Annotated in this window: 13 protein-coding genes and 2 pseudogenes; 7 read left to right on the forward strand and 8 right to left on the reverse strand. The window is 71.5% G+C overall.

Annotation, left to right across the window (positions count from 1 at the left end; all coding sequences use genetic code 11):
* Both ACLEQD_RS07300 and ACLEQD_RS07305 read left to right on the forward strand, forming a co-directional pair.
* Positions 1–417, forward strand: a pseudogene (locus ACLEQD_RS07300) (SAM-dependent methyltransferase); the annotation flags it as partial.
* A 71-nt stretch (positions 418–488) separates the two neighbouring features.
* Positions 489–1,193, forward strand: a complete 705-nt coding sequence (locus tag ACLEQD_RS07305; protein ID WP_410382810.1) for a GGDEF domain-containing protein — start codon at positions 489–491, stop codon at positions 1,191–1,193.
* Positions 1,194–1,196: 3 nt separating this feature from the next.
* Here ACLEQD_RS07305 and ACLEQD_RS07310 read toward each other — a convergent pair whose 3' ends face one another.
* The 4 genes and pseudogenes from ACLEQD_RS07310 to ACLEQD_RS07325 form a co-directional block, all read right to left on the reverse strand.
* A complete protein-coding gene (locus ACLEQD_RS07310) occupies positions 1,197–2,114 on the reverse strand; it encodes a M23 family metallopeptidase (protein WP_121725593.1) in 918 nt (305 codons plus the stop codon).
* Positions 2,115–2,340: 226 nt separating this feature from the next.
* A complete protein-coding gene (locus tag ACLEQD_RS07315; RefSeq protein ID WP_410382811.1) occupies positions 2,341–3,141 on the reverse strand; it encodes a Stp1/IreP family PP2C-type Ser/Thr phosphatase in 801 nt (266 codons plus the stop codon).
* Between the two features lie 107 nt (positions 3,142–3,248).
* Complete coding sequence (gene recN, locus ACLEQD_RS07320; RefSeq protein ID WP_410382812.1) at positions 3,249–4,985, reverse strand: DNA repair protein RecN; 1,737 nt, start codon at positions 4,983–4,985, stop codon at positions 3,249–3,251.
* A 157-nt stretch (positions 4,986–5,142) separates the two neighbouring features.
* A pseudogene (locus tag ACLEQD_RS07325) lies at positions 5,143–8,405 on the reverse strand (SNF2-related protein).
* A gap of 306 nt (positions 8,406–8,711) precedes the next feature.
* On the opposite strand from ACLEQD_RS07325, the gene ACLEQD_RS07330 reads away from it, so the two are divergent.
* The 5 genes from ACLEQD_RS07330 (at position 8,712) to ACLEQD_RS07350 (ending at position 13,002) form a co-directional block, all read left to right on the forward strand.
* Positions 8,712–9,248: an adenine phosphoribosyltransferase gene (locus tag ACLEQD_RS07330; RefSeq protein ID WP_410382814.1), complete on the forward strand. Its 537-nt coding sequence runs from the start codon at positions 8,712–8,714 to the stop codon at positions 9,246–9,248.
* A gap of 93 nt (positions 9,249–9,341) precedes the next feature.
* Positions 9,342–9,965, forward strand: a complete 624-nt coding sequence (locus ACLEQD_RS07335; RefSeq protein WP_410382815.1) for a TetR/AcrR family transcriptional regulator — start codon at positions 9,342–9,344, stop codon at positions 9,963–9,965.
* The gene (gene coaD, locus ACLEQD_RS07340; RefSeq protein ID WP_410382817.1) at positions 9,962–10,459 is read left to right on the forward strand and encodes a pantetheine-phosphate adenylyltransferase; all 498 of its coding nucleotides are present in this window, start codon (positions 9,962–9,964) and stop codon (positions 10,457–10,459) included. Before ACLEQD_RS07335 ends, coaD begins: the two co-directional genes overlap by 4 nt.
* A complete protein-coding gene (locus tag ACLEQD_RS07345; protein ID WP_410382818.1) occupies positions 10,456–11,202 on the forward strand; it encodes an MBL fold metallo-hydrolase in 747 nt (248 codons plus the stop codon). The genes coaD and ACLEQD_RS07345 overlap by 4 nt, the downstream gene beginning before the upstream one ends.
* A gap of 162 nt (positions 11,203–11,364) precedes the next feature.
* Positions 11,365–13,002, forward strand: coding sequence for a bifunctional metallophosphatase/5'-nucleotidase (locus ACLEQD_RS07350; RefSeq protein ID WP_410382820.1), 1,638 nt, complete (start codon positions 11,365–11,367; stop codon positions 13,000–13,002).
* A 12-nt stretch (positions 13,003–13,014) separates the two neighbouring features.
* On the opposite strand, the gene ACLEQD_RS07355 is transcribed toward ACLEQD_RS07350, so the two are convergent.
* Genes ACLEQD_RS07355 through ACLEQD_RS07370 form a run of 4 tightly spaced genes read right to left on the reverse strand, consistent with a single transcriptional unit; the run spans position 13,015 to position 16,553 of the window.
* Positions 13,015–13,794 carry a YdcF family protein gene (locus ACLEQD_RS07355; protein WP_410382822.1) on the reverse strand — a complete coding sequence of 260 codons (780 nt, stop codon included), beginning with the start codon at positions 13,792–13,794 and terminating at the stop codon, positions 13,015–13,017.
* Between the two features lie 12 nt (positions 13,795–13,806).
* Positions 13,807–14,493 (reverse strand): PEGA domain-containing protein, encoded by a 687-nt coding sequence (locus ACLEQD_RS07360; RefSeq protein ID WP_410382824.1) that lies wholly within the window; start codon positions 14,491–14,493, stop codon positions 13,807–13,809.
* Positions 14,442–15,647: a serine/threonine-protein kinase gene (locus tag ACLEQD_RS07365; RefSeq protein ID WP_410382826.1), complete on the reverse strand. Its 1,206-nt coding sequence runs from the start codon at positions 15,645–15,647 to the stop codon at positions 14,442–14,444. Before ACLEQD_RS07365 ends, ACLEQD_RS07360 begins: the two co-directional genes overlap by 52 nt.
* Before the next feature lie 60 nt (positions 15,648–15,707).
* Positions 15,708–16,553, reverse strand: coding sequence for an NAD(+)/NADH kinase (locus tag ACLEQD_RS07370; RefSeq protein WP_410382828.1), 846 nt, complete (start codon positions 16,551–16,553; stop codon positions 15,708–15,710).
* Between the last annotated feature and the right edge of the window lie 94 nt (positions 16,554–16,647).

The raw sequence follows: 16,647 nt of genomic DNA on the forward strand, positions 1-16,647 counted from the left end.
CGTCTGCGTGGACCTGGGCGCGGCGCCGGGCGCTGGACGCAGCGGCTGGTGGCGCGCGGGGCGCGGGTGGTGGCGGTGGACCCGGCGAAGCTGATGCCGGAGCTGGCCAGGAACCCGCGCGTCCAGCACGTGCAGGAGAGCGCCTTCGCCTACGCCCCGGAGGAGCCCGCGGACTGGCTCTTCTGCGACATGGCGTGGCGGCCCCTGGAGGTGGCGCAGCTGCTGGCCAAGTGGGGCCGGCGCCGCTGGGCGCGCAACCTGGTGGCCAACATCAAGCTGCCCATGAAGGACAAGAACCCGCTGCTCCTGCGCGTCCGCCAGACGCTCGTGGAGGACGGGGGCTGGGAGGGCCTCACCGTCCGGCAGCTCTACCATGACCGGGACGAGGTGACCGTCACGGCGCACCGGATGCGCTGAGCGCGACCAGGCGGGCGCGGGGAGAAGCTTTCCTGCGCCCGCGGCCGGTCCGCGCTACACACGCGGGCACGATGCCCTACGCAATCGACGACGCCACCGCCACCGCCCTCGTCGCCCTCCACCCCCGGGCCGCGCGTCCCGGGCACGCCCAGGAGGCGCCTCAGGCCGCCGCCCAGGAGCTCATCGCCGCCGAGCAGCGCCGGCGAGGCCAGCCGGACGCCACCGGGGCCCTGCACGTGCTGGCGCTCACCCAGGGCACGCTCCTCAAGGAGGAGTTCGACCTGTCCACGCACGCGCACCACGACGGCTGGCGCGTGGGCGCGGTGATGGTGGACGTGAAGGAGATGATCCACTTCAACGCGCGCTTCGGCTTCCCCGCCGGGGACGCGCTGCTGAAGGCCACCGTCGCGTCGCTGGCCGCGCAGTACCCGGGCGCGCGCATCGTGCGCTTCCAGCCGGATGGCTTCGCGGTGCTGCTGCTGCCCACGTCCCAGCTCACCGTGCGCGAGGACAGCGCGCAAGGGACGCGCGCGAGGCTGGCGGAGGACCTGCGCCCCGCGCTGCCCCCGGGAGCTTCCGACACCGACGTGCCGGGCTTCACCGTGGCGCTGCTGGAGCTGACGGTGCACCAGCCGTCGCACTGGCAGGTGCTGGGGCCGCTCCTGTGGGCGGAGGTGGAGCGGGCCTACATCATGGAGCGCACCGGGCGGACGCACGGCCTGCAGCGGCGGCGCCTGCGCCTGGACGCGTTCCTCCCGGAGCCGGAAGGAACCTGAGCGTTACTCTTCCAGGATGAACTTGCGCGGGTTCTGCGGCACGCCGTTCACGCGCACCTCGTAGTGCAGGTGCGGGCCGGTGGAGCGGCCCGTGTTGCCCACCGCCGCGATGGGCGAGCCGCGCTTCACCCGGTCCCCGGCCTTCACGAGAATCTTGGACAGGTGGCCGTAGCGCGTCTTGATGCCGTAGCCGTGGTCGATGACGAGCACGTTGCCGTACCCGCCCTCCAGCCCCGCGAACACCACCGTGCCGTCCGACGGCGCGGTGACTTCCTTGCCGTGCGGCGCCGCGATGTCCAGGCCCGCGTGCGTCACGCGGTCCGCCGTGTACGGGTCCAGGCGCTGACCGAAATCGCTGGTCACCCAGCCGCGCGCCGGCCACACCGACGGCGTGGAGGCCAGGAGCGACTTCTGGTCCTGGAAGTAGGCCTGCAGGTCCTGGAGGCTCAGCTCCTGGCGGGTGGCCTCCGCGGACAGCCGATCCAACCGGCCCAGCATCATCTTGGGCGTGTCCGTGGTGGTCAGCTGCGTGAACTGCGTGTCCGTCGCGGGCACCGCGGTGCCGGCCTCCGGCTCCGTGGGGCCCATGGCCAGGTTGCGCTGCGGATCCGACAGCAGCGTCACCGCGCGCAGCTTCTGGTCGAAGCGCTCCACGCGGTCCAGCGTGGAACCGATGTGCTCGATGCGCTCACGCACCGACTTCAGCTGCGAGCGCAGCGTGAGGTTCTCCTCGCGCAGGATGCGGTTCTCCGACGCGTCCGCCGCCACCTGGAGGTAGTGGATGCTCGCACCGGCGCCCAGGCCCGCCACCAGCATCAGGCCCATGCCCACCTGAACGAGCCAGGAGCGCTGGATGGTGTAGCGCTTCACCGGAGCGTCGTGGTCCGGGATGACCATCAGCGTGAAGGACTTTTTGGCCACGGACCACTCCTGGGGAAATCTCTTTCACTACGTGGGACTTCCGGCGCCAGAAGCTAAGTCGCTCCCCGCGCTCGCAACACCTCCCCCACCCGCCGCCCCTCCCGCACCGTCACCCACTGATGATTCTCAATGGATGAAAAGGTTGGGGCAGCTATCATCCGCATTTGAAGAGTGTCAAGGTCAACAGACTCCGGGGCGCGCCCCAATCGCGCCCCGCGTCCGGGCCCTACCCGCCCTGCATGCGCACGACGATGACGCTGATGTTGTCGTCGCCGCCGCGCTCGTTGGCCAGGTCGATGAGGTGCTTGGGCACCTCGTCCAGACTCGGGTGGCGCGCGACGGCGTCGTGGATCTCCCGGTCCTCGAGCATGTTCGCGAGGCCGTCCGAGCAGAGCAGGAACACGTCGCCGGGCTCGGACACGAGCCCCATGACGTCCACCTGCACCTCCTCCTCGAAGCCGACGGAGCGGGTGATGATGTTCTTGTACCGGGAGTGCTTGGCCTCCTCCGGTGTGATCATCCCCGCCTTGATCTGCTCGTTGACCAGCGAGTGGTCCTCGGAGATCTGCTGAATGAGGTCCCCGCGGATGAGGTACGCGCGACTGTCGCCCACGTGGGCGAAGAAGGCGTGCTCGTCGCGGACCACCAGGGAGATGACTGTCGTGCCCATGCCGGACAGGCGCGCGTCATCCTGGGCGGTGAGGTAGATGGCCTGACAGGCCTTCTCCACCGCGCCCCGGAGCGCTTCCGGAATGGGCGACTCCTGGAGGTTGGGAACGCTGACGAAGGGGTTGTCCCGCCCTTCACGCGCGCGCCTCAGCTCCTTGTCGATGGTCTCGACGGCGATGCGCGACGCGGTACCACCACCCGCGTGCCCACCCATGCCGTCCGCCACGACGTAGAGCTGGAGCTCATCGTCAATGAGGAAGCTGTCCTCGTTGTGATTGCGCTTGCGCCCGACGTCCGTCAGGCCAGCGGAGATGACTTTATGGCGGGGGGCCGCGGTCTGCCCTGCGGTGCTGGACACGCGCCGGATGCTATGTGAGCCCATTAGTGGGGGCAAGGACGCGCTCGAAAACTCGCGGTGCGTCATGCCCCTCCCCCTGGGTCACCCCTACCTTTTGAGCTGCCACTTCAGGCCGTCCGGCGCAGCCGGCCCCGGGGGCTATTGCCTTCCGGGCCGGATTCGCGGCGTGCGCGGGGGGTGGCCCGGTGGGCCGAGCGCACCAGCGCCTCCGCCGCGCCCAGCGCCTCGCGCGTCACCTCCACGCCGGACATCATGCGCGCCAGCTCCTGTGTGCGCTCGGCGCCGGCCGCCAGAGGCAGCACCTGGGACACGGTGCGCTCGCCCTTCACGCTCTTCTTGATGAGCAGGTGCGCGTCCGCGTAGGCGGCCACCTGGGGCAGGTGCGTGATGCACAGCACCTGCCGGTGGGAGCTGACCTCGCGAATCATCCGCCCCACCACGTCCGCGATGGCGCCGCTCACGCCCGCGTCCGCCTCGTCCAGGATGTAGCAGCCGCAGGCGTCGCTGTCCGCCAGTGCACGTTTGAGCGCGAGCAAGAGCCGGCTGGCCTCGCCGCCCGAGGCCACCCTGGCCAGGGGCCGCGCCGGCTCACCCGGGTTGGCGCTGAAGAAGAACTCCACCTCGTCCAGGCCGTCCGGGCGCAGCGTCTCCCCGGCGGTGACGCGGACCTCGAAGGCGGCCTTGCCCATGGCCAGCCCGCCCAGGCCCTCGCGCACCTGCTGGGAGAAGGCCCCCGCGGAGGCCTTGCGCGCGCGGGACAGCGCCAGCGCCGCCTTGCGCGCCCGCTCCTCCACGCGTTTGCGCTCCTGGTTCAGCTCCTCCAGGATTTCGCGCCGGTTCTCCAGCGTGCCCAGCTCCGTCTCCAGCTCGCCGCGCTTCTTGAGGACGCCGTCCAGCGTCACGCCGTGCTTGCGGCACAGCCGCTTGAGCGCGTCCAGCCGCTCCTCCACCTCGCCCAGCCGCCCGGGGTCGGACTCCAGCCCCTCCACGTAGCGGTTGAGCCGGCGCGCGGCCTCCTCCAGCTCCGACAGCGCGGTGCTGAGCGACTGCGCCACGGGCGCGAGCGTCGCGTCGCACTTGACGCCCTCGTGCACCAGGCCCAGCGCGCGCCCGACGATCTCCACCGCGGAGGGCGCTTCGCCCGCCACCAGCAGCTCCGCCTCCGCGCCCTGACGCTTGAGCTTCTGCGCGCTGCCCAGCCGCCGGCGCTCCGCGTCCAGCTTCACGTCCTCGCCGGACTCCGGGTCCAGGCGCGTGATTTCGTCCAGCTGGAAGCGCAGGAACTCCGCGCGCTCGCGCACCTTGGCGTCGTCGCCGCCCAGCGCGTCCATGCGGGAGTCCACTTCGCGCAGGTTCGCCCACTCGCGGCCGTACGCGGCCAGCGCTTCCTCCAGGCCGCCGTACTTGTCGAGCAGCACCCGGTGCAGCCCGGAGTCGAAGAGGCTCACGTGCTCATGCTGGCCCGCGATGTCCACCGCGCCCCGGGTGAGCTTCCCCAGCACGCCCAGCGTCACCAGCGCGCCGTTGACGTAGACCTTTCCGCGCCCGGTGCGCCCGAGCACGCGGCGCACGAGCACCTCCTCTCCCAGGTCCGGGAGGCCCAGTTCCTCCAGGCGCGCGGCCAGCACCGGCGTCCGGGCGAACACGCCCTCCACCGCCGCGTCCTCGCAGCCCGCACGGATGACGTCCGCATCCGCCCTGCCCCCGAGCAGCAGGCCCAGCGCGTCCACGAGAATGGACTTGCCGGCCCCCGTTTCACCCGTGAGGACGGTGAGGCCCGCGCCGAACGCGACCTCCACCTCCTCAATCACCGCAACGTTCGAAATCCGAAGACCCAGCAGCACCAGCGCCCTCCGCGGTCCGTACGACTGCCCCAACACCTGAACACCCTAGCAGGTCTTGCTGACACTGCACAGGTGTTCGGGTCGTGCGGACGGTGGGAGGGCGAGTGGGAGGGCGTGGCCTGTTGGCACCACAACCTTCTCCCACTCACAGGTCGCATCAGATTTCGGTGAACAGCTCCTGGATGTCCTGTTCGGTGAGGTTGCGGCCCATGTCGTCCCCGTCCGTGCCCAGCACGCCGGCGGCGAGGTCGCGCTTGCGGCGCTGGAGGCTCAAAATCTTCTCCTCCACCGTGCCGCGGGTAATCAGCTTGTAGCTGATGACCGCGCGCGTCTGGCCGATGCGGTGCGTACGGTCCGTGGCCTGGTCCTCCACCGCGGGGTTCCACCACGGGTCGAAGTGGATGACGTAGTCCGCGGCGGTGAGGTTCAAGCCGGTGCCGCCCGCCTTGAGGCTGATGAAGAAGAGCGGCGGGCCGTCAGGGCGGTTGTACTCGTCCACCTTGCCCATGCGGTCCTTGGTGCGGCCGTCCAGGTAGAGGTAGCGCAGGCCCTTCTTGTCCGCCTCCTGCTTCAAGAGCTCCAGCATCTCCGTGAACTGGCTGAAGACGAGCGCGCGGTGGCCTTCCGCCACCAGGTCCGCCACCAGCTCCATGAAGCGCTCCAGCTTCGCGCTGGACGGCAGGAGCGTGCCGGGCGGCATCTTGAGCAGGCGCGGGTCGCAGCACACCTGACGCAGGCGCATGAGCGCCGCGAGGATGGACACGCGGCTGCGCTTGAAGCCCACCTTCTCGATGGACTCGTGCACCTTGCGGCGGCTCTCCTCCAGCACCTCGCGGTAGAGCGCGGCCTGGCCGGGCTCCATCTCGCACCACGCGACGCTCTCCGTCTTCGGCGGCAGGTCCTTGGCCACCTCCGTCTTGAGCCGGCGCATGATGAAGGGCTGGATGCGGCGGCGCAGCCGGTCCTTCGCGGTGGCGTCGTTGGCCACCTGGATGGGCTGCTCGTAGCGGTCGCTGAAGCCCTCCGCGCTGCCCAGGAAGCCGGGCATCAGGAAATCGAAGATGCTCCAGAGCTCCGACAGCCGGTTCTCCAGCGGCGTACCGGTGAGCGCGAGGCGCGTCTCGCTGGGCAGCGACTTGCACGCCTGCGCGGTGGCGCTGTCCGCGTTCTTGATGTTCTGCGCCTCGTCCAGGATGACGTAGCGGAAGCCCACCTGGGACAGCTGCTCCAGGTCGCGGCGCACCAGCGCGTACGACGTGAGCACCAGGTCCATCTCCTTCAGGTCCTCCGCGCGCTCGCGGCGGTCCTGTCCGTGCCACACCATGGCCTTGAGGCCCGGCGTGAAGCGCTCCGCCTCGCGCTCCCAGTTGGCGAGCACGCTCGTGGGCGCGACCACCAGGGACGGCTTGCGGCCTTCGTCGTTGGCCACCTTCTGCATCAGGCTCAGGGACTGGATGGTCTTTCCCAGACCCATGTCGTCCGCGAGGATGCCGGACAGCCCGTGGCGACGCAGGAACCAGAGCCAGGACAGGCCCGCCTCCTGGTAGTGGCGCAGGGTGGCCTGCAGGCCTTCCGGCACGGCCACCTTCGGCACGCCGGCGGACTCGCGCAGCGCGAGCATGGCCTGGCGGGCCTTGGCCTCCACCTCGGTGAACTCGCCCAGGTCCGCGAGCAGGTCCAACGCCACCGCCTGGTGCAGGGCAGCCGCGTGCGGGTGCGGCCCGGCATGGCGCCGGCCTCCTCCAGGAGGTCCGCCACGCGCTTGATCTCCGCGACGTCCGCCTCCGCGAAGGAGCCGTCCTTCAGCGGGACGAACTTGCGGCCGGAGTCCAGCCACATGCGCACGGCGCCCAGGTCCACGGCCTGGTCGTCGGTGACGAACTCCGCGTCCAGGTCGAACCACTGCACGCCGCTCATGCCCACGCGGATGCGCGGCTTGAGCTTCGGGCGCAGCCGCACCTTGGGCGCCTGCACGCCGTAGCGCTCCCACTCGGCGGGGAGGCCCGCCAGGCCGCGCGCCCAGAACTCCAGGGCCACGTCACCCGACGCGTCGAACGCCTGCGTGGCCTGGTCGAACCGCAGGCCCTGGTCGAGCAGCAGCTTGCCCGCGGCGCGCTCCACCTCGTCGCGGCGCCGGTACAGCTTGCGCGCGTCCTCGCCCACGCCGCTGGCGTAGCCCAGGTGCGTGGCCGTGGGGGACACCGCCACCGTCGTCTGGCCGTACCTCGCGGCCAGCTGCACCTTCACGCGCTCGGCGGCGCCCTCCAGCGTGAGGACGAAGCGCGGCTCCACCGACTCGTCGACCTCGATGTCGTCCGCCTTCAGCGACATGCGGAAGCGCGGCAGGTGCGCGGCGAAGAACGTCAGCACCCGGTCCAGCTGTCCGGCCGGGAAGGCCATGGTCGGTTCCAGCAGCCACTTGCGCAGCAGGCGCGGCGGGAAGTCCGGCTCCACCGAGTGGAGGTTCTGCGCCTGGATGACGTACGTGCGCCGGCCCGCGAGCACGATGACGTCCTTGAGCGGGTAGCCCACGCCGTCCGGGAACAGCAGTTCAATCTGCGCGGTGGCGCCGTCCGGACGCGACTCCAGATGGATCTGCGGCCGCACGGGCTGGTCCATGTAGACCAGGGGCGTGCCCCGGTAGATGACCCGGCGCTGGCGCAGCAGTTCCAGCACCTCGCACAGGTCCTCGTCGGACAGGACGATGCGCGAGTCGTAGCGATGCTCGTGGCGCGACAGCACCATGAAGATGCGCTCGTCCGCGGGCGCGATGCGGCTGCCCGCCTGGAGCAGCCGCTTCACGTGCACGGGCCCCTTGGTCTGCGCGTCCTGACGGCGCACGTCCACGACCCAGTGGCGGCCGTTGGAGCCCCCCGCGCCGGTGTTGGCGGGGGTGAGCCGGTAGAGGAACTCGTAGTCGGGCAGTGACGACAGGCCCAGCCAGCTCTCCACCTTGGCGAGCGCGGGCAGGCTGACGCCTTCCATTCCCGGCGCGCTGCCTCCGGGGATCTCCACCTCGTCGTCCGGACCCAGGTCCTCGGGTTCCGGCGGCGGAGGCGGGGGTGCGGCCTTTTGCGGCGGGGGCGGCGGCCGGAAGCGGGCCGCGTAGATGAGTGCCACGGCGACCACGTGCTCGCAATGCGGGCCAGTGGTGTTCCACACCGGGCAGGTGCAGGAGGAAACGGCCTTCCCCTCTCCCGGTATCAGGGCCACGTCATAGCGTTCGCCGGACGGACCCGCGACCTGCGCGCGGATGCGTTCGGGTTCACGCGTGAGGCCGAAGACGCGGCGGCCTTCAGCCACCTCGCGGCCTTTCTTGAACGTGGCGGGCTCGACCTCGGCCTTGAGGGCGCGGAGCCAGAGTCCGTCCTGGGGGGAGAGAGGGTCTCGGGTGTCAGCGGTGGTTTGCACGGCTTGCAAGGGCCCCAGACTCCTTGGTCGGGGGGAACCGCCTCGCTTAACACAGTGAGGGGATCCCCGCGCGCGGGAAAAAATACGGCGTCCGCCAGCCGATGCGGTCCGGCGGCGCGAAGCTGTGAGATCATCAACGTCCGCCATGCCCCGGTCCCGTCCCAGTCCGCCCGTTTTCCGGCCGTTGGCCCCGGGGCCCCCCGTCCGGGGGCTCGCCAGGCCGGCTGTCACCCGGACCGGGTACGCTTGGGTCCCAGGTCCCCCCAGGTGTCGTCCACCGGGCTGAACGCCGCTGTCCCCCTTCGGAGCCTCCCCATGTCCCTCGACCCCACGCTCGTCTCCGACCTCCAGGCCGTCCTGCGCGACGTGCCGGACTTCCCCAAGCCCGGCATCGTCTTCAAGGACATCACCCCCATGCTGGCCGACCCCCGCCTCTTCGGCCGGGTGGTCAACGCCATGGCCGCCCCCTTCCGGGGCCAGCACATCACCAAGGTGGTGGGCGTGGAGTCGCGCGGCTTCCTCCTGGGCGCCCCCATCGCGCTGGCGCTGGAGGCGGGCTTCGTCCCGGCGCGCAAGCCCGGCAAGCTCCCCCACAAGCGCATCGTGGAGCGCTACTCGCTGGAGTACGGCGCGGACGGCGTGGAGATGCACGAGGACGCCATCCTCAAGGACGAGCGCGTGCTCGTGGTGGATGACGTGCTCGCCACCGGCGGCACCGCCGACGCCACGGGGCGGCTCATCACCCGGCTGGGCGGGCAGATTGCCGGCTACTGCTTCCTCATCACGCTCGACTTCCTCGAGGGCGCGAAGCGGCTGGGGCCGGACAAGGTGACGTCCGTCCTCACCTTCTAGTCCCCTCCACGGCGTCACCGGACCCACGTCCGGTTGACGCCCGCGCAGGTCCTGTTTATAAGTTGGTCACACAACCTAAAAACAAAGCCGACCATGCCTCGTCCCTCCAACACCGAAGCGCGCAGGGAGCAGATCGTCGCCGGGCTGCTCAAGGCCATGGCCGAGCGCGGCTACGAGGGCGCGTCGGTGGCGGAGATCGCCCGGGCGGCGGGCCTGAGCGCGGGGCTGGTGCACTACCACTTCGAGGACAAGCAGGAGATCCTCCTGACCCTGGTGCGCTCGCTGGCCTCGCGCGCGCGGCAGCGCTTCGCCACCCGGGCGGCGAAGCTCGCGGCGGACGACCTGCGCGGGCGGGTGGAGGCCTTCGTGGACGCGTTCCTGGCCACCGGGCCGGACGCGGACGTGGCGGCGGTGGCGGGCTGGGTCACCATCAGCGCGGAGGCCATCCGGCAGCCGGAGGTCCGCGTCGCCTACGAAGAGGTGGTGCGCGCGGACCTGGAGCACCTGGAGGCGCTGGTCGCGGCGGTGGTGGGCAAGCGCCGCGCGCGCCCCCTGGCCGCGGGCCTGTTCGCGGCCATCCAGGGGTACTTCGTGCTCTCCGCGAGCGCCCCGGGCCTCGTCCCCCCGGGTTCCGCGGCGGGCACGGTGAAGCGCATGGCGGCGGGGCTGCTGGACGCGGCGACTCTTTCTTCCTCGGACCGAGAGGTGTCGCAATGACCATCGCCCTCTACGCAGGCAGCTTCGACCCCGTCACGGCGGGACACCTGTCCGTGGTGCGACAGGCGGCGCGCCTCTTCAGCCACGTGGTGGTGGTGGTGGCGGTCAACCCGAAGAAGTCCACGCTGCTCACCGCCGAGGAGCGCATGGGGCTCCTCCGTGAGGCCGTGGCCCGGCACCCCAACGTCTCCGTCACCTTCACCGAAGGGCTCATCGTGGAGCTGGCGCGGGAGATTGGCGCCAGCGTCCTGCTGCGCGGCGTGCGCGGCGCCACCGATGCGCAGTTCGAGACGGAGCTGGCGCAGCTGAACCGCGCGCTCGCGCCGGAGCTGTCCACCCTCTTCCTCCCCGCGGAGGCGCACCTGGCGGAGGTGTCCAGCAGCGCCCTCAAGGAGCGCCTCACGCGCGGCGAGGACGTGTCCGCGTACTGCCCTCCCGCCGTCGCCGCGAAGCTGCGCGAGCGGCTGTCCCCTTCCCTCCGGAGCCCTCCATGAGCCTGTCGTTCATTCCCCTCGGCGTCGGGGATGCCTTCTCCGCGCTGCACTACTCGTCGTGCCTCGCGGTGGAGGCGGAGGGGCAGGTGCTGCTCATCGACTGTCCGCACCCCATCCGCAAGATGATGCGCGAGGCGTCCGAGTCCTCCGGCGTGCACCTGGACGTGGAGCGCGTCAGCGCCGTGGCCCTCACGCACCTGCACGCGGACCACGCCTCCGGCCTGGAGAGCCTGGCGTACTTCTCCTTCTTCGTGCTGCAGCGGAAGATGGAGCTGCTCGCGCACCCGAGCGTCACGCGCCGCCTCTGGGAGGGCCACCTCGCCGCGGGCATGGAGTGCCTCATCGAGCAGCACGGCGCGGGGCCCAACGACAAGCACTTCGAGGACTACTTCACGCACACGCCGCTGCACCTGGAGCGCGCGGTGAAGCACGGTCCCTTCGAAATCGAGTGCCGCTTCACCTACCACCACGTGCCCACCACCGCGTTCCGCATCCGCGCCGCGGGCCGGTGCCTGGGCTACAGCGCGGACACCGCGTTCGACGAGGGGCTCATCTCCTGGCTGTCGGAGGCGGACCTGGTCATCCACGAGACGAACCACGGCGTGCACACGCCCTACGAGAAGCTGGCGGCGCTGCCGGAGGACACCCGCGCGAAGATGCGCCTCATCCACTACCCGGACCTGTTCGACGGCAGCGGCAGCGTGATTGAGCCGCTGGCGCAGGGCCGGCGCTACACCGTCTGAGGGAGGAGCGCGCGGCTGGCTGGCTGCCCCTCGTCCTCCGGGAAGAGGGGCCTGGGGCTTGCGCGTTGCGCCATGCCCGGCCCCGCTCGCCTTCATGCGCCGAGTGCGCTACGCCGAGAGGGATTGGCGCTCCCCGTGCCCCCGCAAGAGAACGACTGTCCGATGACGAAGAAGACCGTGAGCACCTGGGCGGTGCTGCTGCCGCTCGCGCTGGTGCTGGCCGCCCGCTCCGCCGGGGCCGCCGAGCCGACGCCTCCCGCTGACACCGTCCGCCTCACGCTCCTCCACCTCAACGACGTCTACCAGTTCCAGCCCACCGCCCGGAACCGGGGCGGCCTGTCACGCGTGGCGACGCTCAAGCAGCAGGCGCTGAAGGAGTCGCCGCACGTGCTCACGCTGCTGGCGGGCGACACCCTCTCGCCGTCCGTGGAGTCCTCCGCGGAGGTGGCGGGCGAGGCGCTCAAGGGCAGGCAGATGATCGACGCGTGGAACGCGCTCGGGCTGGACTACGCCACGGTGGGCAACCACGAGTTCGACTTCGGGGACGACGTGCTGCGCGCGCGCCTCCAGCAGTCGCGCTTCCCGTGGCTGGGCGCCAACGTGATGAGCGTGAAGTCCGGGCAGGTGTTCGACGGGCTCAAGGCGTGGGACGTGCGCGACGTGGGCGGCGTGAAGGTGGGCATCTTCGGCGTGGTGCTGCCGGAGACGCAGACGTCGTCCAAGCCGGGCAAGGACACGCGCATCACGCCGTTCTGCGAGGCGGCGAAGCGCTCCGTGGAGGAGCTGCGGGCCGCGGGCGCGCAGTTCGTGATGGGGCTCACGCACCTGGCGGTGGCGCAGGACCGCGAGCTGGCGAGATGCGTGCGCGTGGACCTCATCATCGGCGGGCACGACCATGACCGCGTGGAGGAGACCGTCGCGGGCACGCCCATCTTCAAGCTGGACGAGGACGCCATCGACCTGGGCCGCCTCACGCTGGACCTGGACGCGAAGACGGGCGCGGTGAGGAAGCTGGCGTGGAAGGTCATCCCCATCACGTCGAAGACGCCGGACGACGCGGCGTTCAACGAGCAGATGAAGCCCTATGCGCCGCTGCTGACCACGCTGGCGGAGCGCGTGGGCCGCTCGCCGGTGGCGCTGGATGCGCGCAGCGCGCAGAACCGGCTGGCGGAGACGAACCTGGGCTCGTTCCTGGCGGACGCGTTCCGCGAGGCGACGGGCGCGGACGTGGCGCTCGTGAACGGGGGCGCCATCCGCGCGGACCGGGTGCTGCCCGCCGGGAGGATGACGCGGCGGGAGCTGTACTCGCTCATGCCCTACCGCAACGAGCTGGTGGTGCTGAGGGTGAAGGGGGCGGTGCTGCGCGCGGCGCTGGAGAACGGCGTCAGCCTGAGCAGCGCGGACGGCAAGCCGCCCGGCCGCTTCCCCCAGGTGTCCGGCCTGCGCTTCACCTACGACCTGCGCAAGGCGCCGGGCGCGCGGGTGACGAAGGTGCTGGTGAGGGGCAGGCCGCTGGACGACGCGGCGGAGTACCGGCTGGCCACATTGAGCTTCGTGGCGCAGGGCAACGACGGCTACTCCATGTTCAAGGACCTGCCCGCGGTGCCCAGGGGCCTGGAGCTGTCGCCGTGGGAGGCACTCGGCACCGCGTTGCGCACCGGCAAGCCCGCGCCGCGCGCGAAGCCCCAGGGCCGCATCGCGGCTCGTCGGCGCGCCCCCGGGCGGCCTGCACGCGCCGCCGTCGATGAAGTAGCGCGAGGGCCCGCCGGTCCGGCGGTCGGACAGGTTCGCGCCGCATGAGGCCCGAGGCCCCTACCGCCAGGGCGCGGTCCAGCCACGCAGCCGGTACACGATCCGCCCCGCCAGCTCGCGCAGCATGTCCGTGCTCTGGTTGAGCGCCCCCGACCGCGGCAGCCAGCTCATCTTCGCGGGCGGCAGCGTCGAGGAGCGGACGTCCACCGCGAGCGTGTCCGCGCGCACGCCCACCGCCGCGAAGCAGCCGGCCGCGCGGGGCAGGTGCGCGGCGCTCGTCACCAGGAGCAGCGACCTCCAGCCGTGGGCCCGCACCAGCGGCGCCGACTGGAGCGCGTTCTCCCGGGTGTTGCGGCTGCGGCCCTCCTTCACGATGCGCTCGGGCGCGATGCCCCAGTGCTCCAGCTGCGCGGCCAGCACGTCCGCCTCCACCACCGCCTCCGGCCTCGCGTCCAGGTTGCCGGCGGTAATCAGCACCTGCCGCGCCCGGCCGTCACGCAGGAGCTCGAAGGTGCGCATCATCCGCTCCGGCGCGGCGTTGTACTCCGGCTGCCCGGAGCGCTCCGTGGCCGCCGCGTCCAGGCCTCCGCCCAGCAGGATGACCGCGTCGTAGACGGTGTCCGGCCGGTACGTGCTCACCGCGTCCGCCTCCGTCGCCCGCGTCAGCAGCGCCACCGTCGGCTCGATGGAGAACCCGTACAGCACGCCCAGCGCCGCCAGCTGCGACGCCACCGACAGGCGCTTCCACCGGCGCAGCAGCAGCCCCGCCACGCCGAACAGAAGCGCCCAGGTGAGCGGCGACAGCAGCAAGTCCAACAGCTTCGAAAGGAGGAGGAACATCGCCGCGCGCCGCTACCGTCCTGACCGGGACTTGAGGTACTGCCGGGCCTCCGCCGCGCCGGCCCCTCGCGGCCGCAACTGCAGGTAGCGCCGGTAGTGCTCCACGGCAACCCCCGCCCGGGCCGTCCGCGCGCTCACCCGTCCCATCCCCAGATGGCACTCCGCGGCCGCCTCCAGCAGCCGCAGGCACGTCCCGAACTTCTGTCCGGCCTGCACGTCCTTGCCCGCCACCAGCAACTCCACGCCCAGCGTGTACTCCGCCCCCGCGCTCGGGGCGTTCTCGATCCAATCGAGGGCCTCGCGCGATTCGCTCTGGGCGTTGAGTCGCGGCACGCCCTGCCTGCGGGAGCCTGCCTGCCGTGGCTCCGGCACCCGCGCGTCCACCACCGGCTCCGGCGGAGGAGGCGGGGGCGGCAGCCGCTCCAGCGACACCTGCACGCGCTCCGGCACGGCCGCCTGCGACACCGTGGTGGCCCACGGCTGGTACCCCACGAACCGCAGCTCCAGCTTGTGCGAGTCCTCCCCCGACGCGACGTCGAGCACCGTCGGCGTCATCCCGACGTGCTGACCGTCCCAGCGCACCTCCGCGCCCGGAGGCGAGGACACCACCTGGAGCTTGCGCGAGCGGGGCTCCGACAGGTCCGGCATCACCGCCCGCCCCACGAAGAAGAGCACCGCCGCCGCGATGACGGCGCCCACGCCCAGCCGGGCACGCCCGAGCCCAGGTCCGCCGCGGGGCTGCCGCCCACCAGCGCCCCGGGCACGTGCTCCTCCGGGAACGCCGTCGCGTGCGCGCGGTGCACCGAGGAGGCCCGCTCCGGCTCGTCCGCTCCGACCGGGCTCCCCTCCCCCGTCCACACCGTCACCTGGCGCAGGAAGGACGCCGGAATGCGGGGCGGCTGGCCCGCGAGCTTCAGCTCCTCCTCGAACAGCCAGGCCATCAGGTGGCGCAGCGTGGACGCGGGGAACAGCGGCGCGCGGTACGCCAGCCACTCCGCCAGCGCGCGCTGGAAGTCCTCCGCGCTCGTGAAGCGGTCCTCCCGCCGGAGCGCCAGCGCCCGCGACACCAGCGCGCCCAGTGACGGATCCAGGTCCGGCACGTACGCCTGCGTGGGCGTCAGGTCGCCCGTGGCGATGCGCTCCATCACCGAGCCCGGGTCCCCTTCCGTGGGCCTGCGGCCGGTGAGCAGCTCGTAGAGGACCACGCCCGCCGTGTACACGTCCGAGCGCGCGTCCAGCGCCTCCGCCCGCGTCTGCTCCGGGGACAGGTAGAGGTACTTGCCGCGCACCACGCCGGCATCCGTCTCCGGCCGCCCGGCCAGCTGCGCCTTCGCGATGCCGAAGTCGGTGAGCTTCACCTCGCCCTCGTAGCTCACCAGGACGTTGTCCGGCGACACGTCGCGGTGCACCAGCCCCAGCGGGCGGCCCTGCTCGTCGCGGCGCGTGTGCGCGTGGTGCAGGCCCTTGCAGACCTCCACCATCAGCTGCACCGCCAGCGGCGCCGGCAGGTGGGCCATCCCCTTCATCCTCGAGCGCTTGAGCACCTTCGACAGGGGCTGACCGTCCACCCACTCCATGGCGAGGAAGTACTCCCCCTCCTCCTGCCCGAAGTCGAAGACCTGGACGATGTTGCCGTGCGACAGCCCCATGGAGATGCGCGCTTCGTTGAGGAACATCCGCACGAAGGCGGGGTCCTGCGCGTAGGGGTCCCTCACGCGTTTGATGACCACGGACCGGGACACGCCCTCCGCCACCGTGAAGCGCGCGCGGTGCACGACGGCCATGCCGCCGGCCCCCAGGCGCTCCAGCAGCGCGTACTTGCCAAAACGCGTCGTGTGCCCGCCCGTCGTCACGGGCCGGACGCTACCGCACCCCTCGCCCCGGAGGGGAGCCCCACCCCCGGGCCCGGAGGCTCAGCGCTCGCCCCAGTGGAGCTTCTGCCGGAGGATGGTGAAGAAGGCCACGTTCGGGTTGCGCACCAGGCCCACGCGGTTGGGCGAGCGCACCACTTCAATGCAGTCCCCGCCCTGGAGCGAGTGCCCCGTCTGCCCATCCAGCGTGAGGTACGTGTCCGCCGTCTCGCTCTTCAGCGTGACGCGGATGGTGCGGTCCGCCGGCACCACGATGGACCGCTGGGTCAGCGCGTGCGAACAGATGGGCGACAGGATGGTGCAGTCCACCGACGGGTGCACGATGGGCCCGCCCGCGGACAGCGAGTACGCCGTGGAGCCGGTGGGCGTGGCCAGGATGACGCCGTCCGCCTTGTACGTGGTGATGGGCACCCCGTCGATGGACGTCTCGTGGTCCGCGATGCGCGCGAGCGCGCCCTTGTTGATGACCACGTCGTTGAGGATTTCATCCTCGATGAGGACCTTGCCGCCGCGCAGCAGCCGGCACGACAGCTTCATCCGCGAGTCCACGTGGAAGTTCCCCGCCAGCACGTCGTCCAGCCGGCTGAAGAGCTCCTCCACGGAGATTTCCGTCATGAAGCCCAGGCTGCCCAGGTTGACGCCGATGATGGGCACGTTGCGTCCGCCCAGCAGGCGCGCCGCGTAGATGAGCGTGCCGTCACCGCCCAGCACCACCACCGCGTCCGCGCGGGCCGCCAGCTCCCGGTCTTCAATGCGCGGCCAGCCCAGCGCATGCGCCAGGGCGCGGTCCGCCAGCACCGTCAGGTTCGGGTGGCGCTGTTGGATTTCCGCCGCCAGGACCACGGCCCGCGGGGTGTCTCGCTTCGCGACGATGACCAGGGTCTGCACGCCCCCCGGGTTCTAGTCCAGCCGGCCAACCGTCCTCCCCAGGAAAATGACGCACCTGCCCAGCCCCGGACATCACAAGGGGGCGCCACCGGGC

This window comes from Corallococcus sp. 4LFB (assembly GCF_046520365.1).
GTDB lineage: Bacteria > Myxococcota > Myxococcia > Myxococcales > Myxococcaceae > Corallococcus > Corallococcus caeni.

What these genes read in the sequence shown, in the direction of transcription:
- coaD (WP_410382817.1), top strand. Translation starts at nt 9,962, where the DNA reads ATGACCATCGCCCTCTACGCAGGCAGCTTCGACCCCGTCACGGCGGGA.
- ACLEQD_RS07355 (WP_410382822.1), bottom strand. Translation starts at nt 13,794, where the DNA reads ATGTTCCTCCTCCTTTCGAAGCTGTTGGACTTGCTGCTGTCGCCGCTC.
- ACLEQD_RS07335 (WP_410382815.1), top strand. Translation starts at nt 9,342, where the DNA reads ATGCCTCGTCCCTCCAACACCGAAGCGCGCAGGGAGCAGATCGTCGCC.
- ACLEQD_RS07305 (WP_410382810.1), top strand. Translation starts at nt 489, where the DNA reads ATGCCCTACGCAATCGACGACGCCACCGCCACCGCCCTCGTCGCCCTC.
- ACLEQD_RS07330 (WP_410382814.1), top strand. Translation starts at nt 8,712, where the DNA reads ATGTCCCTCGACCCCACGCTCGTCTCCGACCTCCAGGCCGTCCTGCGC.
- ACLEQD_RS07345 (WP_410382818.1), top strand. Translation starts at nt 10,456, where the DNA reads ATGAGCCTGTCGTTCATTCCCCTCGGCGTCGGGGATGCCTTCTCCGCG.
- ACLEQD_RS07350 (WP_410382820.1), top strand. Translation starts at nt 11,365, where the DNA reads ATGACGAAGAAGACCGTGAGCACCTGGGCGGTGCTGCTGCCGCTCGCG.